We start from the raw sequence: 21387 nt of genomic DNA, 5'->3' as shown, positions 1-21387 counted from the left end.
TACGGCGCAGGCTTCAACCGGCGCCGTAGTTTTAACTTGAGCAGCGACTTACAAAGCCGCAGCTCTTATTTTGAAGAAATGAGACAAGCAGGGGCATTCGGGTTGGTACCCGAACTATCAGCGTGATCCTAAGTGGCTTGTTTTGGTCGCTGCACTTGGCCTTTTGCAAGCAAACTCGGTGTTTTCGCCGGTGGTGTCCCCAAATTGAGGGTGACCAAGCATGCAAGAAAGCGTGATGCAGCGCATGTGGAACAGCAGCACCTTAGACGGTGGTAATGCTGCCTATGTGGAAGAGCTCTATGAGCTCTACCTGCACGACCCTAACGCTGTGCCAGAAGAATGGCGCACCTATTTTCAGAAGTTGCCTTCAGATGGCAACGCTGCAACCGATGTATCGCATGCTGCAATTCGCGATCATTTCGTGCTGCTGGCAAAGAACCAGCGCCGCGCCCAACCGGTTTCCGCCGGGAGCGTGAGCAGTGAGCATGAGAAGAAGCAAGTTGAAGTACTGCGACTGATCCAGGCCTACCGTATGCGTGGCCACCAGGCAGCCCAGCTTGATCCGCTGGGGCTGTGGCAGCGCTCTGCACCTGCAGACCTGTCGATCAATCACTACGGCTTGACCAATGCCGATCTTGATACGACCTTCCGTGCCGGCGACCTGTTCATCGGCAAAGAGGAAGCGAGCCTACGCGAAATTCACGAAGCGTTGCAGCAGACATATTGCCGCACCATTGGCGCTGAGTTCACGCATATCACCGATTCCGAGCAGCGCCACTGGTTCCAGCATCGCCTGGAAGGCGTGCGTGGCCGTCCGGTGCTGTCCGCCGATGTGCGTGGCCACCTGCTTGAGCGCGTGACCGCTGCCGAGGGCCTCGAAAAATACCTGGGCACCAAATACCCGGGCACCAAGCGTTTCGGCCTGGAAGGCGGCGAGAGCCTGATTCCGATGCTCGACGAGTTGATCCAGCGTTCCGGTTCCTACGGCACCAAGGAAGTCGTGATCGGCATGGCTCACCGTGGCCGTCTGAACGTGTTGGTCAACACCTTCGGCAAGAACCCACGTGAACTGTTCGACGAGTTCGAGGGCAAGAAGAAGGTCGAGTTGGGTTCCGGTGACGTTAAATACCACCAGGGCTTCTCGTCCAACGTGATGACCACCGGCGGCGAAGTCCACCTGGCCATGGCATTCAACCCATCCCACCTGGAAATTGTTTCTCCAGTGGTCGAGGGGTCGGTACGTGCTCGCCAGGATCGTCGTAACGACGCCACCGGTGAGAAGGTACTGCCGATTTCCATCCACGGTGACGCGGCATTCGCCGGTCAAGGCGTGGTCCTGGAAACGTTCCAGATGTCGCAGACCCGCGGCTTCAAGACCGGCGGTACCGTCCACATCGTCATCAACAACCAGGTGGGTTTCACCATCAGCAACCCGCTGGACGCGCGCTCTACCGAGTACGCGACCGACGTTGCCAAGATGATCCAGGCGCCGATCCTCCATGTGAATGGGGATGACCCGGAAGCCGTACTGTTCGTGACCCAGCTGGCCATTGACTACCGCATGCAGTTCAAGCGCGATGTGGTGATTGACCTGGTCTGCTACCGCCGTCGCGGTCACAACGAAGCGGATGAGCCTAGCGGCACCCAGCCGTTGATGTACCAGCAGATCAGCAAGCAGCGCACCACCCGTGAGCTGTACGCCGAAAGCCTGACCAAGGCCGGCGTGCTGGACGAAGCGCGTGTTCAGGCGAAGATCGATGAATACCGCAACGCCCTGGACAACGGTCTGCATGTAGTAAAAAGCCTGGTCAAAGAGCCGAACAAAGAGCTGTTCGTGGACTGGCGTCCATACCTGGGCCATGCCTGGACTGCACGTCACGACACCTCGTTCGATCTGAAGACCCTGCAGGAACTGTCCGCCAAACTGCTGGAAATCCCGGATGGCTTCGTGGTCCAGCGCCAGGTTGCGAAGATCTACGAAGACCGTCAGAAGATGCAGGCCGGCGGCCTGCCGATCAACTGGGGTTATGCCGAAACCATGGCATACGCGACCCTGGCGTTTGAAGGTCACCCGATCCGCATGACCGGCCAGGACATCGGCCGTGGTACGTTCTCGCACCGTCACGCGGTCTTGCACAACCAGAAAGACGCCAGCACCTACGTACCGCTGCAACACCTGTACGAAGGCCAGCCGCGTTTCGACCTGTACGATTCGTTCCTGTCCGAGGAAGCCGTACTGGCGTTTGAATACGGTTACTCGACCACCACGCCAAACGCGCTGGTGATCTGGGAAGCCCAGTTCGGCGACTTCGCCAACGGTGCCCAGGTGGTGATCGACCAGTTCATCACCAGCGGCGAGCACAAGTGGGGCCGTCTGTGCGGTCTGACCATGTTGCTGCCACACGGTTATGAAGGTCAGGGGCCGGAGCACTCCTCGGCCCGTCTGGAGCGTTACCTGCAATTGTGCGCCGAGCACAATATCCAGGTGTGCGTGCCGACTACCCCGGCCCAGATCTACCACTTGCTGCGTCGCCAGGTGATCCGCCCGCTGCGCAAGCCGCTGGTCGTGCTGACACCGAAGTCGCTGTTGCGTCACAAACTGGCCATCTCGACCCTGGAAGACCTGGCCGACGGTTCGTTCCAGACCGTTATTTCGGAAATCGACACCCTGGACGCCGCCAAGGTCACTCGCCTGATCCTGTGCAGCGGCAAGGTTTACTACGACTTGCTGGAAAAACGTCGTGCCGAAGGCCGCGAAGACATCGCCATCGTGCGTATCGAGCAGCTTTACCCGTTCCCGGAAGACGACCTGATGGAGGCCATTGCGCCTTACACCAACCTCACCCATGTGGTGTGGTGTCAGGAAGAACCGATGAACCAGGGCGCGTGGTACAGCAGCCAGCATCACCTGCGTCGCAGCATCGGCAACCACAACAAGGCCCTGGGCCTGGAGTACGCCGGTCGTGATGCTTCTGCTGCACCTGCATGTGGTTATGCGTCGATGCACGCCGAGCAGCAGGAAAAACTGCTGCAAGATGCGTTCACTGTTTAACGTATTCGCGCTGACTGAAACCGAATTTTAAGGACCGCAGATAATGGCTATCGAAATCAAAACCCCGACATTCCCGGAATCGGTTGCTGATGGCACCGTTGCCACCTGGCACAAGAAACCAGGCGAGGCCGTCAAGCGTGACGAACTGATCGTCGACATCGAAACCGACAAAGTCGTTCTGGAAGTGCTGGCCACCGCTGACGGCGTAGTGGGCGAAATCATCAAGAACGAAGGCGATACTGTCCTGTCCGACGAAGTCCTGGGCACCATCGTTGAGGGCGGTGCTGCCGCTCCGGCCCCAGCTCCAGCGGCCCCTGCTGCTTCGGCTCCGGCTGCCACTCCGGCGGCTGATGCACAAGACCCGATCGCTGCCCCGGCTGCGCGTCAGTTGGCCGAGGAAAACGGCATCAACCTGGCTTCCATCAAGGGCACCGGCAAAGACGGCCGCGTGACCAAGGAAGACGTGGTTGCCGCTATTGAAGCCAAGAAAAACGCGCCGGCTGCCGCGCCTGCCAAGGCTGCTGCCCCGGCGGCCGCTGCGCCTGTGTTCGCCGCTGGCGACCGCACCGAGAAGCGCGTGCCGATGACCCGCGTGCGCGCCACCGTGGCCAAGCGCCTGGTTGAAGCACAGTCGAACATGGCCATGCTGACCACGTTCAACGAAGTAGACATGACTGAAGTCATGGCCCTGCGCTCGAAGTACAAGGACCTGTTCGAGAAGTCCCACAACGGCGTGCGCCTGGGCTTCATGTCGTTCTTCGTGAAAGCGGCCACCGAAGCGCTGAAACGCTTCCCGGCAGTCAACGCTTCCATCGACGGCAGCGACATCGTTTACCACGGCTACGCTGACATCGGTGTTGCCGTGTCCAGCGACCGTGGCCTGGTGGTGCCGGTCCTGCGTAACGCCGAGCTGATGAGCCTGGCTGAAATCGAAGGCGGTATCGCCGGATTCGGCAAGAAAGCCCGTGACGGCAAGCTGACCATCGACGAGATGACCGGTGGTACCTTCACCATCACCAACGGTGGTACCTTCGGTTCGATGATGTCGACCCCGATCGTCAACCCGCCACAGGCCGCGATCCTGGGCATGCACAACATCATCCAGCGTCCGATGGCCATCAACGGCCAGGTCGTGATCCGTCCGATGATGTACCTGGCACTGTCCTACGATCACCGCCTGATCGACGGTAAAGAAGCCGTTACGTTCCTGGTGACCATCAAGAATCTGCTGGAAGACCCGGCTCGCCTGCTCCTGGATATCTGATAGAAGCAGCTTCAAGTTGCGGGCTACAAGCTGTAGGAAAAATCAGCTTGGCTTGCAGCTTGGAGCTAAAAGCTTGTCGCAAATAGAGGATCTATTTTCATGACACAGAAATTTGACGTTGTAGTGATCGGTGCGGGCCCTGGCGGCTACGTGGCCGCCATCAAGGCCGCTCAACTGGGCCTCTCGACTGCTTGCATCGAAAAATACACCGACAAGGAAGGCAAACTGGCCCTGGGCGGTACCTGCCTGAACGTTGGTTGCATTCCTTCCAAGGCGCTGCTGGACAGCTCCTGGAAATTCCACGAAGCCCAGGACGGTTTTGCCATCCACGGCATCAACCACGCTGGCGTGACCATGGACGTGCCAGCCATGGTCGGCCGCAAGGCCAACATCGTCAAAGGCCTGACCTCTGGCGTTGCTACCCTGTTCAAGGCCAATGGCGTCACTTCCCTGCAAGGTCACGGCAAACTGCTGGCCGGCAAGAAAGTTGAAATCACCAAGCCAGACGGTTCGACCGAAATCATCGAAGCCGAGAACGTGATCCTGGCGCCAGGTTCGCGTCCAATCGACATTCCACCGGCTCCAGTCGACCAGAACGTGATCGTTGATTCGACCGGCGCCCTGGAATTCCAATCGGTACCCAAACGCCTGGGCGTGATCGGCGCTGGCGTGATCGGCCTGGAACTGGGTTCGGTCTGGTCCCGCCTGGGTTCGCAAGTGACCGTACTGGAAGCCCTGGACACGTTCCTGCTGGCTGCCGACACCGCCGTGTCCAAAGAAGCGCTGAAAACCCTGACCAAGCAAGGTCTGGATATCAAGCTGGGCGCCCGTGTGACCGGTTCTAAAGTCAACGGCGAAGAAGTGGTCGTGACCTACACCGACAAGGATGGCGAACAGACCATCACCTTCGACAAACTGATCGTTGCCGTTGGTCGCCGTCCAGTGACCACTGATCTGCTGGCAGCTGACAGCGGCGTGACCATCGACGAGCGTGGCTTTGTCCATGTTGACGATCACTGCGCCACCACCGTGCCTGGCGTCTACGCCATTGGTGACGTGGTTCGCGGCATGATGCTGGCGCACAAGGCGTCCGAAGAAGGCATCATGGTGGTTGAGCGCATCAAGGGTCACAAGACCCAGATGAACTACGACCTGATCCCTTCGGTTATCTACACCCACCCGGAAATTGCATGGGTTGGTAAGAACGAACAGCAGTTGAAAGCTGAAGGCGTTGACGTTAACGTCGGCACCTTCCCGTTTGCCGCTTCTGGCCGTGCCATGGCAGCGAACGACACTGGCGGTTTTGTCAAAGTCATCGCTGATGCCAAGACCGACCGCGTACTGGGTGTGCATGTGATTGGCCCAGGCGCAGCAGAGCTGGTTCAGCAGGGCGCTATCGGTATGGAATTCGGCACCAGCGCCGAAGACATCGGCATGATGGTCTTCTCCCATCCGACCCTGTCTGAAGCGCTGCACGAAGCCGCGTTGGCAGTGAATGGCCATGCCATCCACATTGCCAACAAGAAGAAGCGCTAAGCAAGATAATAAGAAACCACGGCGGTTGCCCGTCGTGAGCCTTGTGCGCAAGACTCACCGCGGAATATCCGCTGGACGCAGTCTTGCGCAGCTTTGCCTGTCCTAGGGCGGTGAAGTTGGGCAAGCAGCAGTCACAGGTGGCGCGGCACTCATAATGAGCGTAGCGCCGAATGCGCAGTACCTAACGAAGACGGTAAAAAGCATGAATCTTCACGAGTATCAGGGTAAGCAGCTGTTCGCTGAATACGGCCTGCCAGTTTCCAAGGGTTACGCAGTAGACACCCCGGAAGCAGCAGCAGAAGCTTGCGACAAAATCGGCGGCAGCGAGTGGGTTGTCAAAGCCCAGGTCCACGCTGGTGGTCGCGGTAAAGCGGGCGGCGTTAAGCTGGTTCGCAGCAAAGAAGACGCCAAGGCCTTCGCACAGCAGTGGCTGGGCAAGCGTCTGGTGACTTACCAGACTGACGCCAATGGCCAGCCAGTCACCAAGATCCTGGTTGAATCGTGCACTGATATCGCTAAAGAGCTGTACCTGGGCGCTGTCGTTGACCGTTCGAGCCGTCGCATCGTGTTCATGGCGTCCACCGAAGGTGGCGTGGACATCGAGAAGATCGCTCACGAAACCCCAGAAAAAATCCTGAAGGCCACGATCGATCCACTGGTTGGCGCTCAGCCATTCCAGGGTCGCGAGCTGGCTTTCCAGCTGGGTCTGGAAGGCAAGCAAGTTGCCCAGTTCGCCAAGATCTTCGTAGGTCTGGCCAAACTGTTCCAGGATCACGATCTGGCCCTGCTGGAAGTGAACCCGCTGGTGATCAAGGCTGACGGCGATCTGCATTGCCTCGACGCCAAGATCAACATCGACGCCAACGCCATGTACCGTCAGCCTAAGCTGAAGACTTTCCATGATCCGTCGCAAGACGATCCGCGCGAAGCGCACGCTGCCAAGTTCGAGCTGAACTACGTAGCCCTGGAAGGTAACATCGGTTGCATGGTCAACGGTGCTGGCCTGGCCATGGGTACCATGGACATCGTCAACCTGCATGGCGGCAAGCCAGCCAACTTCCTCGACGTAGGTGGTGGCGCTACCAAGGAACGCGTTACCGAAGCGTTCAAGATCATCCTGTCCGACTCCAACGTCGCTGCAGTACTGGTCAACATCTTCGGCGGCATCGTTCGTTGCGACATGATTGCCGAAGGCATCATCGGTGCAGTGAAAGAAGTCGGCGTGAAAATCCCGGTTGTTGTTCGCCTTGAAGGTAACAACGCTGAACTGGGCGCTAAAGTACTGGCAGAAAGCGGTTTGAACATCATCGCTGCTACCAGCCTGACCGACGCTGCTCAACAAGTTGTCAAAGCTGCGGAGGGCAAATAATGAGCGTCCTGATCAATAAAGACACCAAGGTTATCTGCCAGGGTATTACCGGTTCGCAAGGTAGCTTCCACACCCAGCAAGCCCTCGAATACGGCACCAAGATGGTTGGTGGCGTCACTCCGGGCAAAGGCGGCACCGAGCACCTGGGCCTGCCAGTGTTCAACACCGTGAAAGAAGCGGTTGCTCAAACTGGCGCCACCGCCAGCGTGATCTACGTTCCAGCTCCTTTCTGCAAGGATTCCATCCTGGAAGCGGCATTCGGCGGCATCAAGCTGATCGTGTGCATCACCGAAGGCATTCCTACCCTGGACATGCTGGACGCTAAAGTTAAGTGCGACGAGCTGGGTGTTACCCTGATCGGCCCTAACTGCCCAGGCGTGATCACTCCAGGCGAATGCAAGATCGGCATCATGCCCGGTCACATTCACTTGCCAGGCAAAGTCGGTATCGTTTCCCGTTCCGGCACCCTGACCTACGAAGCTGTGAAGCAGACTACTGACGCCGGTTTCGGTCAGTCGACTTGCGTCGGCATCGGCGGTGACCCGATCCCAGGCTCGAACTTCATCGACATCCTGAAACTGTTCCAGGAAGACCCGAAGACCGAAGCGATCGTGATGATCGGTGAGATCGGCGGTTCGGCTGAAGAAGAAGCGGCTGCCTACATCAAGGCACACGTGACCAAGCCGGTTGTTTCCTACATCGCTGGTGTGACTGCCCCTGCGGGCAAGCGCATGGGCCATGCTGGCGCAATCATCTCTGGCGGCAAGGGCACTGCAGACGAGAAGTTTGCTGCCCTGGAAGACGCAGGCGTGAAAACCGTGCGTTCGCTGGCAGACATCGGCAAGGCTTTGTCCGAGCTGACTGGCTGGGCGATCAAGTAAGCCTCGCGCTTAACTGACGCTTCACCACACAAAGGCCACCTTCGGGTGGCCTTTGTGCGTTCTGGGTATATCCATTTGTTGAAATTGACGCGGTCCATTGTGGGAGCTGGCTTGCCTGCGATTGCATCACCTTGGCTTGCCTGGATCACCGCGCCGTCCGCATCGCAGGCAAGCCAGCTCCCACAGTGGACTGCATTGCCAAGTTAAGTATGAAAACGCGACATCAACGTGTCGCTTATCGGACAGCGCGCCCCGCAACAGTGCGTTTGTCAGGCAAATTCGGTACTCTTGCGGCCTCTTTATGCGTCCGCCTCCCAAAAGGAAGCCGCGCGCTAGAACAGTCGGTGCCCATCAGCGCTGGCAGTATTTCCCTCATCCATAGGGAATCCCCCTCTAAATTCCGATTCAGTAGTGTGGTATTTCCTCAAATGAAAGTGTTGAAAGGCCAGGATATCCTGGCGCTGGGCTTTATGACGTTTGCCCTGTTCGTGGGCGCCGGCAACATCATCTTCCCGCCTATCGTTGGTTTGCAGTCCGGGCCGCATGTCTGGATGGCGGCGCTGGGCTTCCTGATCACTGCCGTCGGCCTGCCGGTGGTCACGGTCATCGCCCTGGCCAAGGTCGGCGGTGGCATGGATGCATTGAGCAGCCCTATCGGCAAGATCGCCGGTGGCATCCTGGCTGCGGCGTGCTACCTGGCCGTGGGGCCGCTGTTTGCCACGCCACGTACCGCGACGGTGTCGTTTGAAGTCGGCCTGGCGCCATTGACCGGCGAAAGCCCGCTGGCCCTGTTCCTCTACAGCTCGGTGTACTTCCTGCTGGTGTTCTTCATCTCCCTGTACCCAGGGCGCCTGTTGGATACCGTCGGGCGTTTTCTCGCGCCGCTGAAGATCATTGCGCTGGCGGTGCTGGGCATCGCGGCCTTTGCTCTGCCGGCGGGCGATATTGGCGTCGCCACACCGGAATACGTCGCCGCGCCATTCTCCCAAGGTTTTATCAATGGTTACCTGACCATGGATACCCTGGGCGCGCTGGTGTTTGGCATCGTGATCGTCAACGCCATCCGCTCCCGGGGTGTCGAGTCGCCACAGTTGATCACCCGCTACGCCATCATTGCCGGGCTGATTGCCGGCCTGGGCCTGGCATTGGTGTACATCAGCCTGTTCCGCCTCGGTTCGGGCAGCCATGAAGTGGCCGCCGGTGCAGCCAACGGCGCAGCGGTATTGCACGCCTATGTACAACACACCTTTGGCTCCCTGGGCAGCGGCTTCCTCGCGGTGCTGATCTCCCTGGCGTGCCTGGTCACCGCCGTGGGCCTGACCTGTGCCTGCGCCGAGTACTTCAGCCGGGTGTTGCCACTGTCCTACAAGACCCTGGTGGTGATCCTCGCCGCATTCTCGCTGCTGGTGTCCAACCTGGGCCTGACCAAGCTGATTGCGTTCTCGATCCCGGTGCTGACAGCCATCTACCCGCCGTGCATCGTGCTGGTGGCGCTGAGCTTCTGCAAAGACTTCTGGCATGAACATGGCCGTATCCTTGGCCCGGTGATGCTGGTGTCGTTTATCTTTGGCACCATCGACGCCCTCAAGGGCGCGGGCCTGGCGGGCTGGATGCCGGCGCAAATGGCGAACCTGCCGTTGAGCGAGCAAGGCCTGGCCTGGCTGGTGCCTTGCGTGATCACCCTGGTGGCCGCAGTCGTGGTTGACCGTATGCTGGGCAAGCGCAGCGAAGCCATCGCCTAAAGCGAACTGTTGTACGCTGACAACGAAATGCCCCGCCAGGTGCGGGGCATTTTTATGGGCGCTCGGCGGTGTCTTTTTTTGCGGGCTAACGTCGAAGGGGTTATGAGTTTTGCAGATCAGGAACACGGTCAGTGTGGGAGCTGGCTTGCCTGCGATAGCGGTAGATCAGTCGGCCTGATACTGACTGAAGGGACGCCATCGCAGGCAAGCCAGCTCCCACATCGTCCGAGTTAGCCAGCCCTATTGTTTAGAGGACCCGCATGTCGTTCGTCGAAGCCAACCTGATCCACTTGCTTGCCGCGCTGTGGTTCGTCATCTGCTGGGGCGGCTACACTCGCTACGCCAGCTGGAAAGCTCGGGACACGGCCTGCCTGGCCAGTGTGCTGCACCTGTATCGTGAAGACTGGATGCGCCGCATGCTGCTGCGCGACAACCGCATCGCCGATGCCAGTGTGATCGGTAACCTGGAGCGCAATGCGTCCTTCTTCGCCTCCAGCACCTTGATCATCCTCGCCGGTATCCTGACCGTGCTGGGGGCTTCGGAACGGGCGGTCTCGCTGCTGGCGGACATTCCCATGGTGCAGCAGGCGTCCCAGGGCATGTCGGAGATCAAGCTGTTGTGCCTGGCCCTGGTGTTTGTCTATGCCTTTTTTACCTTCAGTTGGTGCATGCGCCAGTACAACTTTGCGGCGATCCTGGTCGGCTCGGCGCCCATGGTCGGCGAGCGGCATGTCTCCGAGCAGGAGCGCAAGGCCTTTGCCTCCCGGGCCGCGCGGGTGATATCGATGGCCGCCAACCAGTTCAACTTCGGCCTGCGTTCCTATTACTTCGGCATGACCATGCTCGCCTGGTTTGTCAGCCCCTGGCTGTTCATGCTGATGAGCAGCGGGGTGGTGCTGGTGCTGTATCGCCGGGAGTTTCATTCCGATGTGCTGGAAGTCATGGTCTATACCCCGACCGAAGCGCCGTTGCCTGAGGCGAATAAAGAGCCAGCCGCCTGAGTCGATCGTTTATTGCCGCTTAGTCTGGCGACCTGCTGTTTGGCTATGCAAAAAATACCGCCCAAAGTAAAGCCCGCTAATAAGCGGGCTTTCTTTTGCAACATGGTTTTTAAACCGTGGTATCAAGAACCGGTTGCAGGTGTAGCAGGAGCATTTTCTTTAGCGGCTGCTGCGTCAGATTCAGCTTGGGCTTTGGCGGCTTCAGCGTTTTCTTTTGCAGCATCGTTCACTTTATCCTGAGCTTCGCTCATTTTTTCTTGAGCTTGTTCAGCGTGTTGGGTTGCATCCTGAGCTTTGTCCTCGGATTTTTTATCGCAGGCAGCGAGGCCAAGGGTGGCAGCCAACATCAAGGAAACGGCGAAAGTCTTGCGCATGGGGTGTTTCTCCTTATTGAAGATATCTACTGGCCTTTCGAGCATGGGGTGCAGGCATTAGTTCCTTTAATCTCACAGATATATAGGCTGTTTCGCTAAGGAACTTTCTTCCGGGGTACTTGTTCCACCGGATCACTACTAATAAGAGTCTTTATCCAATGACCGATAGCCCCCTTTTGGAGCGTGCCGCACGTTTTGTTTCGGCCCTGCGTCACTGCCAGGTCCTGGGTATTGAGGTGCATGATGCGAGCGCGGACGGCATGACCTTGCTTTTGCCGTACAGCCCGCAGATCGTCGGCGACCCGCACACCGGGATTATCCATGGCGGTGCCCTGACTTCCCTGATGGACACGGCCTGTGGCATGGCGACCTTGTGCGTCCTGCCGGAATTTGAAGTCTGCCCCACCCTGGATTTGCGCATTGACTACATGCACCCGGCCGAGCCGCACAAGGCCGTATTTGGCTTTGCCCAATGCTATCGGGTGACCACCGATGTGATTTTCACCCGTGGCTTTGCGTATCAGGATGACCCCCAGCAGCCGATTGCCCATGTGGTGGGCACGTTCATGCGCATGGGCAAGCACCTGAAGGGCACCAAGGGCCTGGGTAGCAGTATCAAGGGAGAACAGGCATGACCCACCAATTCAAGACGCGGATGCAGCAGGCCCATCACCGGGGCGACTATAAGGCGCTGCTGGAACTGATTCCCTATGCCCGACTGATCGGCGTTGAATGCACGCGCCTGGGGGATGAGTTGCTGTTTCGCATGCCCGCCAACAAGGACAATATTGGTAACCCGATATTGCCGGCCCTCCATGGCGGTGTGATTGCCGGCTTTATGGAGCTGTCGGCGGCCTTTCATTTATGGGTGGCCACGGGCACCCCGGGGGTTGCAAAGGGCCTGCCCAAGATTGTCGATTTTTCTCTGGACTACCTGCGGGCCGGGCAGTTTCGCGACACTTACGCCACCTGCCAGGTGTGGCGCCAGGGACGGCGGGTGGCCAATGTGGCGATCACCGCCTGGCAAAGCACCCCGGCCGAGCCCATTGCCACTGCTCGCGCGCATTTCAAGATTCAAGAGCAGGGCCACCCTTGAAATCCTGGTCTTAGCCCCCAACTTTGATGACAACCCGCTGCCAACCCTCTAGGGCGCGGCCACTGCCATCCAATTGGAGTTTGATGACCATGAGTGTGGAAACTCAAAAGGAAACCCTGGGCTTCCAGACCGAGGTGAAGCAACTGCTGCACCTCATGATCCATTCGCTGTATTCCAACAAGGAAATCTTCCTTCGCGAATTGATCTCGAACGCCTCTGACGCTGTCGACAAATTACGTTTTGAAGCCCTGTCCAAGCCTGAGTTGCTGGAAGGTGGCGCAGAACTGAAAATCCGTGTGAGCTTCGACAAGGACGCCAAGACCGTCACCCTCGAAGACAACGGCATCGGCATGAGCCGCGAAGAGGCGATTACCCATTTGGGCACCATCGCCAAATCCGGCACCGCCGATTTCATGAAGAACCTGTCGGGCGACCAGAAGAAGGACTCGCACCTGATCGGCCAGTTCGGCGTGGGCTTCTACTCGGCCTTTATCGTTGCCGACAAAGTGGAAGTGTTCAGCCGCCGCGCCGGTCTCGACGCCAGCGAAGGCGTGCACTGGGCTTCCAAAGGCGAGGGCGAATTTGAAATCGCCACCGTCGACAAGGCAGACCGCGGTACGCGCATCGTGCTGCACCTCAAGTCCGGTGAAGACGAATTCGCCGATGGCTGGCGCCTGCGCAACATCATCAAGAAGTACTCCGACCATATCGCGTTGCCCATCGAACTGCCGAAAGAACAAGCGGCGGCCGAAGGCGAGGAGGCTCCTGCCCAGGAATGGGAAGTGGTCAACCGCGCCAGCGCCCTGTGGACCCGTCCGCGTACCGAGGTCAAGGACGAGGAATACCAGGAGTTCTACAAGCACATCGCCCATGACTACGAAAACCCGCTGAGCTGGAGCCACAACAAGGTCGAAGGCAAGCTGGAATACAGCTCGCTGCTGTACGTCCCGGCCCGTGCTCCGTTCGACCTGTACCAGCGTGAAACGCCCAAAGGCCTGAAGCTGTATGTGCAGCGCGTATTCGTGATGGATCAGGCAGAGTCCTTCCTGCCCCTGTACCTGCGCTTTATCAAGGGTGTGGTCGACTCCAACGACCTGTCGCTGAACGTGTCGCGGGAAATCCTGCAGAAAGACCCGATCATCGATTCGATGAAGACGGCGCTGACCAAGCGTGTGTTGGACATGCTGGAAAAACTGGCGAAGAACGAGCCTGAGCAATACAAGGGCTTCTGGAAAAACTTCGGCCAGGTCATGAAAGAAGGCCCGGCAGAAGATTTCGCCAACAAGGAAAAAATCGCCGGCCTGCTGCGTTTTGCCTCGACTCAAGGCGAAGACGGCGAGCAGGTGGTGTCCCTGGCCGAGTACCTGGCACGCGCCAAGGAAGGCCAGGACAAGATTTACTACCTGACCGGCGAAACCTACGCCCAGGTCAAGAACAGCCCGCACCTGGAAGTCTTCCGCAAGAAAGGCATCGAAGTGCTGCTGCTCACCGACCGTATCGACGAGTGGCTGATGAGCTACCTCAACGAGTTCGACGGTAAATCCTTCGTCGACGTGGCCCGTGGTGACCTGGACCTGGGCAACCTGGATTCGGAAGAGGACAAAAAAGCCGCTGAAGAAGTGGCCAAGTCCAAAGAAGGCCTGGTTGAACGCATCAAGACCGCCCTGGGCGATGCCGTCAGCGAAGTACGGGTTTCCCACCGCCTGACCGATTCCCCGGCGATCCTGGCCATCGGCGAGCAAGACCTGGGCATGCAAATGCGCCAGATCCTCGAAGCCAGCGGGCAGAAGGTGCCGGACTCCAAGCCGATCTTCGAGTTCAACCCGGCTCACCCGTTGATCGAGAAACTCGACGGCGAGCAGAGCGAAGAGCGTTTTGGCGACCTGTCGCACATCCTCTTCGACCAGGCGGCCCTGGCCGCAGGGGACAGCTTGAAAGACCCGGCCGCCTACGTGCGCCGACTGAACAAGTTGTTGGTTGAACTGTCGGTTTAACAACGCTGCAAGAAAACCCCGCTTCGGCGGGGTTTTCGTTTGTGGATATCAACCGGAGAAAATGATGAACCAAGTCACCGTGCGTTCCGTGGTCTATCAGATTGATGGCCAGTCTTATGAAAGCCGCCTGGCCTTCGATGCCAGCCACAAGGGCCCGCTGCCGGGCTTGCTGATGGCACCGAACTGGATGGGGGTCAGCGCCAGCGCCGAAGAAATCGCCAAGACCGTGGTGGCCAAGGGCTATGTGGTGCTGATCGCTGATCTGTACGGGCAACAGGTGCGCCCATCCAATGGCGACGAAGCCGGGGCGGCGATGATGCCGTTGAAGAATGACCGTGGGTTGTTGAACACACGTATGCAGGCAGCCTTAGCGCAACTGCAAGGCCAGGCCCAAGCGGCTGTCGATACCTCGAAGCTGGCGACCTTTGGTTTCTGCTTTGGCGGTTGCTGCTCCCTGGAGCTGGCACGTACCGGTGCGCCGCTGAAGGCGGCGGTGTCGTTCCATGGCACCCTCGACACGCCCAACCCGGCGGACGCGAAGAACATCAAGGGTTCGGTACTGGTGCTGCATGGCGCTTCTGACCCATTGGTGCCCAGGGAGCAGTTGCCGGCCTTTGAGGACGAGATGAACGCGGCCGGGGTGGATTGGCAATTGCTGAGCTACGGTGGCGCGGTGCATTCGTTCACCGACCCCCATGCCAATGTGCCGGGCAAGATGATGTACGACGCCAAGACCGCAGGGCGGGCGTTCCAGGCGATGCACAATTTGTTGGATGAAGTGTTCAAGGGCTGAGTCTTCAGCGTCTGTCAGGGCCTCATCGCGGGCAAGCCCGCTCCCACATGTTGATTTGTGAACACCATAAATGTGGGAGTGGGCTTGCCCGCGATAGCTATTTCAGCGGCAACTCAATTCTCCCGCTTTCCCCCGGCACCGTCGGCCAATCTCCGGCCGCCCAGCGCTGGCGCGCCTGATCGATCAACGCCGGATCGCTGGCGACAAAGTTCCAGTTGATCCGCCGAGGCCCATCCAGCCGCGCGCCGCCGAAGACCACCAGGTGGCAATCGGTCTCGGCAAACAGCGCCATGCTCTGGCCCGCCGGCAACACCACCAGGCTATGGACTTCCAAGGTGTCGCCTTCCAACTGCGCATCACCGTCGAGTACATACACCGCCCGTTCCTCATGCTCATCAGGAATCAGCAGGGTAGTGGCCGTTTGCATATGCACCTCGGCATACAGCGTCGGTGACAGCACAGGCACCGGTGATTCCAGGCAAAAGCCACTGCCGGCGATCAGGCGGATCGTCACCCCGAGGTTGTCACTGACCGGCAGGCTGGCGGCGGGGTGATGGCTGTAATGCCCCGGCCCTTGCTCGTGTGCCTTGGGCGAGGCCAGCCACACCTGCAAGCCATGCAGCTCGAAACCCTTGGCCTTGAGCGCTTCGGGTGTGCGTTCGACGTGGGCAATGGCGCTGCCGGCGGTCATCCAGCTGACGTCACCGGCCTTGACCACCTGATCAGAGCCGAGGCTGTCCTTGTGCAGGAGTTCGCCTTCAAACAAGTAGGTGAGGGTGGACAAGCCAATATGCGGATGCTGGCGGATATTCATGCCGCTGCCAGGGGCGTAGCGGGTCTGGAGCATATGGTCGAAGAACACGAAAGGTCCGACGCTGCGGCATTCCCGCGAGGGCAGGGGGCGCAGGATAGGCTGGCCCTCGACATCTTCGGCACGTGGGTGAATTACGATCACGGTAGTCATGGTGCATCCCTGTCTGAGCGGGTTCGATGGGTTTGAGCATAACCCGCCCGGCAGGAAATCGGTGTTATTGGCTGAAGGCGCCTTCCGAAAGTCGGGTCTCGATGCTGATCTCGGCAGTGGTCATCAGCTTGTGTACCGGGCACTTGTCCGCTACACGATGCAGTTCTTCGCGCTGGGCATCAGTCAGTACGCCCTTGAGGGTCAGCTTGACGTTGAGCTTATACTTGCCTTTTTGCTCCTCGGTGCTGTCGTGGGTGACCTCCACGGTCACGCCGGTCAGGGGGATGTTCTTTTTCTGTGCATACAGCTTGACGGTCAGGGCTTTGCACGAGGCCAGCGCGGCGTCGAAGTAATCGTGGGGCGAGGGTGCCGAGTCGTCGCCGCCCAGGCTCTTGGGCAGGTCGGTAAACAGTTCATGCTGATTGATGTTGACGCTATGGCGAAAATTCTCGGTGTTCAGCGTATTGACGATAACAGGCATGGCAAGCCTCACTAGACTAGGTGGCAGGATGAAGGTCATGCAGTTATAGAGCATGCTGGCACTTGAGTGTTCCGCATTTTTTATCGGATGAACCCCGACAGGCCGTCGCAGGTCTACCGGACTTAATCCCTGTTGAGGTTTTATCGTGCCCTGGATCCGCCTGAGTCTTGCCCTGTTGCTCGCCGCCAGCAGCCTTACTGTACAGGCCCGCGACTATGCCTACAGCGACGCGCATCTGCATTACGTCGACTTCTTCCAGGAGACGGCCGGCATGGACAAGCTGCTCAAGGCCATGGCTGACAATCGCATTGAGCATGTGATGATTTCCGGCATCCCGGTTGCGAAGAAATGGCACGAAGACGAACCCAAGCGCCCACGCTATTACGCCGGAGATGACGCGGATGCCTACTGGTACAGCGCCACCGATGTGATCGTCGCCGCAGCCGTGAGCAAGCTGGCCCCCGAGCAGCGTCAGTATTTGCACCCGTTCCTCAGCGGCTTCAACCCCAACGACAAGAACTCCGAGATCCATATCCAGCGCATGCTCGACCTCTATCCGGGCCTGTGGCAGGGCATTGGCGAAGTCTTCACCCGCCACGATGACCTGACCGCGCTGACCTCCGGTGACACACCACGGGCCAATAACGAGGCCATGACGGGCATCTATCACCTGGCCGCCAAGAATGACCTGCCGGTGCTGGTGCACTCCAACATCACCTCCAAGCGCGAGCGTAACCCGCTGTACCTGGCGGAGATCGAAGAGCCGCTGCGCAATCACCCGCACACCCGGTTTATCTGGGCCCATGCCGGCACCAGCATGGAGATCCACCGGCACCAGACGCAGCTGGACTTCCTGTTGCCGACCGTGAGCCGCATGCTGGAGGCCTATCCCAACCTGTACATCGACCTGTCCTGGAGCGTGCTCACGCCGTACTTGCTGGACGAGGCGGGAAAGCCCCGGCCGGAATGGCTGGCGCTGGTAGAGCGCTTCCCGGAGCGCTTTATGCTGGGGTCTGATGTGGTAGGGCGGTTCAACAAGCTGGGTAAGGAAATGCGCAGCTTCAATCCCTTCCTTGATGCCTTGCCTGAAGACGTTGCGCGAAAAGTCGCACGGGACAATTTCCTCGCGATTTTGCCCAAGGCGCGTTGATCGGGTTTGTCATCGTCCCGTCATACCGGTGTCATAAGCTCGCGCCATCTCACTCAAGGAGCCCACTATGCACCTCACCCGTTTAAGCGCCCTGGCGGCAATGATGATGATCAGCGGCTTGGCTAGCGCCGAAGTCCGTATCGAAGGCCCGGTGGAGTTCGGCGTGTTTGAAGGCCCGACAGCCCAGTTGCAGTCGGGCGAGCGCGTATTGCGCCGCAGCAACGAACAGATCCAGGCCACTACTGTGGTGCCGGCCAGGCTGGGCACCAAGTTTGGCCTGCGTTACCAGTTGCTTGGCAAGGTCGCCGAAGATACGCCACTGACCTTGCTCTACTTCACCCCCGGCATCCGCACAGCCGATGGCCAGCGACATGACAAATTTGAAGTGACCCAGAAATTGGTGCCCGGTGCGCCCCAGGACGTGATGGCCTACGAGTTCACCGAAAGCTACGAAGTGGTGCCGGGCGAGTGGCGATTCATGGTGTTCCAGGGTGATCGCCTGCTGACACAGAAGAGCTTCACCGTGCGCTGAGCAGCGACAGCATGGGTCAGGCAGCATAAAGGCGTTTTGATATCGCGTTTTGGTATTACGCAATTTCTGTCAGACGCCGATACCTTTCAAGAGCAACCCGCTGCAGGTGGATGCAGCGCTTTTGGAAGGAACCCGAGTAATGAGTATCAGAAGTCTCAATATCGCTCCCCGTGCAGGCCTGGGTTTTGGAGTGTTGGCGTTGATGGTGTTTGTATTGGGTGGGTTCGCCTTGATGCAAATGGCCAATATGCGCGAGCAGTCGGACCAAGTGGAGACCAACTGGCTGCCCAGCGTAATGGCGGCCGGCGAAATGAATCAGGACCTGCTGCGGATACGGGCCCTGACGTTGCGCGTGTTGGTCAACCGCGACCCTCAGATGGTGGCGCAGAATGAGCAGAAAATCCTCGAGATCAAAAAACAGCTGCACGCCGCGCAGTTGCTGTATGAAGCCTTGATCATCCTGCCAGAAGACCAGGTGCTGTTCGACCGTTTCAAGGTGGAGCAGCAACAGTACCTGCAACGCCAGGAGCAGGTTATGGCGCTTTCCCGGCAGAATCAGCTGGAAGACGCGATCAAGGTGGTCAACGGCGAGATGAATCATCTGGCCGATACCCTGGCCGGCACCCTGGGCGAACTGGTCACCCTCAATAAGGTCAGCGCCAACCAGGCGGCCACATTGGCCCAGCAAGTGTTCAGTCAATCGCGAATCTGGGTGATCGCCATGATTGTCATGACGGCACTGATTACCGTCGGCCTGGCCCTGCTGTTGACCCGCAGCATTGTGCTGCCGCTGGCGCAGTCGGTGAGGGTCGCCCAGGGGGTGGCCAGTGGCGATTTGACCGGCGAGATTACCGTCAGCGGCAAGGACGAGCCCGCGCGTCTGCAACAGGCACTCAAGCGCATGCAGGAAAACCTGCGGGAGACGATCCAGCGTATCTCCCAATCCTCCAGCCAATTGGCCTCTGCTTCCGAGGAGCTCAGTTCGGTCACCGAAGACGCCACCCGCGGCCTGCACCAGCAAAGCCAGGAAATCGAGCAGGCCGCCACCGCAGTCAATCAGATGACAGCCGCCGTGGAGGAGGTGGCCAGTAATGCCGTGGCCACCTCACAGGCTTCGCGCGAATCCGATCGCATTGCCCAGCAGGGGCGCGAGCAGGTGCATCAGACGGTGCTGTCGATTGAGTCCCTGGCCGACGACGTGACCGCCAATGCCTCCCAGGTCGAGGACTTGGCGCAGAAGGTATACGGCATCAGTAAGGTGTTGGATGTGATCCGCTCGATTGCCGAACAAACCAACCTGCTGGCGCTCAATGCGGCCATCGAAGCTGCGCGGGCCGGCGAAGCCGGGCGTGGTTTTGCGGTGGTGGCCGATGAAGTGCGGGCCCTGGCCCATCGCACCCAGCAATCGACCGAGGAAATCGAGCAGATGATTGGCGGGATCCAGCAGGGTACTGATCAGGCGGTCAACTCGATGCAGCAAAGCAACAGCCGCGCACGGGCGACCTTGGGCATTGCCAAGTCGGCAGGCACTGCGCTGGAGGCAATTGCCTCGGCGTTTACCCTGATCAACGAGCGCAACCTGGTGATCGCCAGCGCCTCGGAGCAGCAGGCGGCGGTGGCGCGGGAGGTGGATCGCAACCTGATGAACATTCGTGAGCTGGCGATGCAGACGTCGGCGGGAGCTAATCAGACCAGCGCGGCGAGTCATGAGTTGTCGCGGTTGGCGGTGGATTTGAACACCATGGTGGCGCGGTTTTCGGTGTAAGACTTTAAACCGGGTGGGTCCCATCGCAGGCAAGCCAGCTCCCACATTGGATCGCATTCAAATGTGGGAGCGGGCTTGCCCGCGATGAAGGCGACTCGGTCTACTGGTAAACCCGGTCAAAAAAAACGCCCCGAACCAGTCGGGGCGTTTTCACATGATCAACCTGCGGGGCTTACTTGCCCTGCCAGCGTTTCAGCACCAAGGTGGCATTGGTGCCACCGAAGCCGAAGCTGTTGCTCATGACCGTGTTGATGGTCGCATCTTCACGGGTCTTGGTCAGGATCGGCATATCAGCCACTGCGGGGTCCAGCTCTTCGATGTTGGCGGAGCCGGCCATGAAGTTGCCTTCCATCATCAGCAGGCAGTAGATCGCTTCGTGAACGCCGGCGGCGCCCAGGGAGTGACCCGACAGGCTCTTGGTAGAGCTGATGGCCGGAGCCTTGTCGCCGAATACCGCGCGCACGCCTTCCATTTCCTTGGCATCGCCCACCGGAGTGGAGGTGCCATGGGTGTTCAGGTAATCGATAGGCGTATCCACGGTGGCCATGGCCATCTGCATGCAACGGATGGCACCTTCGCCGCTTGGCGCAACCATGTCGTAGCCGTCGGAAGTAGCGCCGTAGCCGACGATTTCCGCGTAGATCTTCGCGCCACGGGCCAGGGCGTGTTCCAGCTCCTCGACCACCACCATGCCGCCACCGCCGGCGATGACGAAACCGTCACGCTTGGCGTCGTAGGCACGGGAGGCTTTTTCCGGGGTTTCGTTGTACTGGGTGGACAGCGCGCCCATGGCGTCGAACAGGAACGATTGGCTCCAATGCTCTTCTTCACCGCCACCGGCAAACACGATGTCTTGCTTGCCCAACTGGATCTGCTCGACCGCGGTCCCAATGCAGTGGGCACTGGTGGCGCAGGCGGAGGAGATCGAGTAGTTCACGCCCTTGATCTGGAATGGCGTGGCCAGGCATGCGGAAACGGTGCTGCCCATGGTCCGCGTGACGCGGTACGGGCCAACGCGCTTGACGCCTTTCTCGCGCAGGATGTCCAGCGCTTCCATCTGGTTCAAGGTCGACGCGCCGCCGGAGCCGGCGATCAGGCCGGTGCGTACGTTGGACACCTGGTCGTCGCTCAGGCCGGAGTCGGCGATTGCGTCTTTCATGGCCAGGTAGGCATAAGCGGCGGCGTGGCCGACGAAGCGATAGATCTTGCGATCGATCAGCTCTTCGAGGGGGAGGTCGATGGAGCCGGAAACCTGGCTACGCAGACCCATTTCGGCATATTCCGGGTTGAAGCGGATGCCAGGGCGACTTGCACGCAGGTTAGCGGAGACGGTCTCTTTGTCATTGCCCAGGCACGAAACGATGCCCAGACCAGTGATAACGACGCGGCGCAT

The 21387-nt window shown here is 59.3% G+C and carries 18 protein-coding genes and 1 pseudogene; 15 read left to right on the top strand and 4 right to left on the bottom strand.

Annotated features, from left to right (window positions below; translation table 11 throughout):
- Positions 1-220 precede the first annotated feature (220 nt).
- The 7 genes from AO268_RS18845 (at position 221) to AO268_RS18815 (ending at position 10845) form a co-directional block, all read left to right on the top strand.
- Positions 221-3052 carry a 2-oxoglutarate dehydrogenase E1 component gene (locus AO268_RS18845; RefSeq protein WP_076963915.1) on the top strand — a complete coding sequence of 944 codons (2832 nt, stop codon included), beginning with the start codon at positions 221-223 and terminating at the stop codon, positions 3050-3052.
- Positions 3053-3095: 43 nt separating this feature from the next.
- A complete protein-coding gene (odhB, locus tag AO268_RS18840; protein WP_099169479.1) occupies positions 3096-4316 on the top strand; it encodes a 2-oxoglutarate dehydrogenase complex dihydrolipoyllysine-residue succinyltransferase in 1221 nt (406 codons plus the stop codon).
- Between the two features lie 99 nt (positions 4317-4415).
- Entirely contained in the window at positions 4416-5852 is a 1437-nt protein-coding gene (gene lpdA, locus AO268_RS18835; protein ID WP_076963913.1) for a dihydrolipoyl dehydrogenase, read from the top strand.
- A 202-nt stretch (positions 5853-6054) separates the two neighbouring features.
- A complete protein-coding gene (gene sucC / locus AO268_RS18830) occupies positions 6055-7221 on the top strand; it encodes an ADP-forming succinate--CoA ligase subunit beta (protein WP_003190011.1) in 1167 nt (388 codons plus the stop codon).
- On the top strand, positions 7221-8102 hold the full coding sequence (sucD, locus tag AO268_RS18825) for a succinate--CoA ligase subunit alpha (RefSeq protein ID WP_057438865.1): 882 nt from the start codon (positions 7221-7223) through the stop codon (positions 8100-8102). The genes sucC and sucD overlap by 1 nt, the downstream gene beginning before the upstream one ends.
- A gap of 428 nt (positions 8103-8530) precedes the next feature.
- Positions 8531-9844, top strand: coding sequence for a branched-chain amino acid transport system II carrier protein (gene brnQ / locus AO268_RS18820; protein ID WP_076963912.1), 1314 nt, complete (start codon positions 8531-8533; stop codon positions 9842-9844).
- 260 nt (positions 9845-10104) lie between these two features.
- The gene (locus AO268_RS18815) at positions 10105-10845 is read left to right on the top strand and encodes a DUF599 domain-containing protein (protein WP_076963911.1); all 741 of its coding nucleotides are present in this window, start codon (positions 10105-10107) and stop codon (positions 10843-10845) included.
- Between the two features lie 122 nt (positions 10846-10967).
- Here AO268_RS18815 and AO268_RS18810 read toward each other — a convergent pair whose 3' ends face one another.
- Positions 10968-11219: a hypothetical protein gene (locus AO268_RS18810; RefSeq protein WP_076964845.1), complete on the bottom strand. Its 252-nt coding sequence runs from the start codon at positions 11217-11219 to the stop codon at positions 10968-10970.
- A 158-nt stretch (positions 11220-11377) separates the two neighbouring features.
- Here AO268_RS18810 and AO268_RS18805 point away from each other — a divergent pair, with 158 nt between their 5' ends.
- From AO268_RS18805 to AO268_RS18790, 4 genes are all read left to right on the top strand, one after another.
- Entirely contained in the window at positions 11378-11854 is a 477-nt protein-coding gene (locus AO268_RS18805; protein ID WP_076964813.1) for a PaaI family thioesterase, read from the top strand.
- A complete protein-coding gene (locus AO268_RS18800) occupies positions 11851-12315 on the top strand; it encodes a PaaI family thioesterase (protein ID WP_076964814.1) in 465 nt (154 codons plus the stop codon). Before AO268_RS18805 ends, AO268_RS18800 begins: the two co-directional genes overlap by 4 nt.
- Before the next feature lie 89 nt (positions 12316-12404).
- Entirely contained in the window at positions 12405-14309 is a 1905-nt protein-coding gene (gene htpG / locus AO268_RS18795; RefSeq protein WP_099169487.1) for a molecular chaperone HtpG, read from the top strand.
- 64 nt (positions 14310-14373) lie between these two features.
- The gene (locus AO268_RS18790) at positions 14374-15102 is read left to right on the top strand and encodes a dienelactone hydrolase family protein (RefSeq protein ID WP_099169478.1); all 729 of its coding nucleotides are present in this window, start codon (positions 14374-14376) and stop codon (positions 15100-15102) included.
- Between the two features lie 97 nt (positions 15103-15199).
- Here AO268_RS18790 and AO268_RS18785 read toward each other — a convergent pair whose 3' ends face one another.
- Together AO268_RS18785 and AO268_RS18780 are read right to left on the bottom strand one after the other, a co-directional pair.
- Positions 15200-16066, bottom strand: a complete 867-nt coding sequence (locus tag AO268_RS18785) for a pirin family protein (protein WP_099169477.1) — start codon at positions 16064-16066, stop codon at positions 15200-15202.
- Positions 16067-16130: 64 nt separating this feature from the next.
- Entirely contained in the window at positions 16131-16547 is a 417-nt protein-coding gene (locus AO268_RS18780) for an OsmC family protein (RefSeq protein ID WP_076964817.1), read from the bottom strand.
- Positions 16548-16692: 145 nt separating this feature from the next.
- Here AO268_RS18780 and AO268_RS18775 point away from each other — a divergent pair, with 145 nt between their 5' ends.
- From AO268_RS18775 to AO268_RS33820, 4 genes and pseudogenes are all read left to right on the top strand, one after another.
- Entirely contained in the window at positions 16693-17697 is a 1005-nt protein-coding gene (locus AO268_RS18775) for an amidohydrolase family protein (RefSeq protein ID WP_076964818.1), read from the top strand.
- 67 nt (positions 17698-17764) lie between these two features.
- Positions 17765-18229 carry a DUF3859 domain-containing protein gene (locus AO268_RS18770; RefSeq protein WP_076964819.1) on the top strand — a complete coding sequence of 155 codons (465 nt, stop codon included), beginning with the start codon at positions 17765-17767 and terminating at the stop codon, positions 18227-18229.
- Between the two features lie 139 nt (positions 18230-18368).
- A pseudogene (locus tag AO268_RS33825) lies at positions 18369-19139 on the top strand (MCP four helix bundle domain-containing protein); the annotation flags it as partial.
- Positions 19131-19994 (top strand): methyl-accepting chemotaxis protein, encoded by an 864-nt coding sequence (locus AO268_RS33820; protein ID WP_373562148.1) that lies wholly within the window; start codon positions 19131-19133, stop codon positions 19992-19994. The pseudogene AO268_RS33825 and the gene AO268_RS33820, both read left to right, overlap by 9 nt.
- A 172-nt stretch (positions 19995-20166) precedes the next feature.
- Here the strand turns inward: AO268_RS33820 and fabB are convergent, their stop codons facing one another.
- Positions 20167-21387, bottom strand: coding sequence for a beta-ketoacyl-ACP synthase I (gene fabB, locus AO268_RS18760; protein WP_076964821.1), 1221 nt, complete (start codon positions 21385-21387; stop codon positions 20167-20169).

Source organism: Pseudomonas sp. ICMP 8385, from assembly GCF_002699915.1.
Lineage (GTDB): Bacteria > Pseudomonadota > Gammaproteobacteria > Pseudomonadales > Pseudomonadaceae > Aquipseudomonas > Aquipseudomonas gessardii.
The sequence above is the reverse complement of the archived record's forward strand: the minus strand, read 5'-3'. Positions and strand labels throughout refer to the sequence as shown.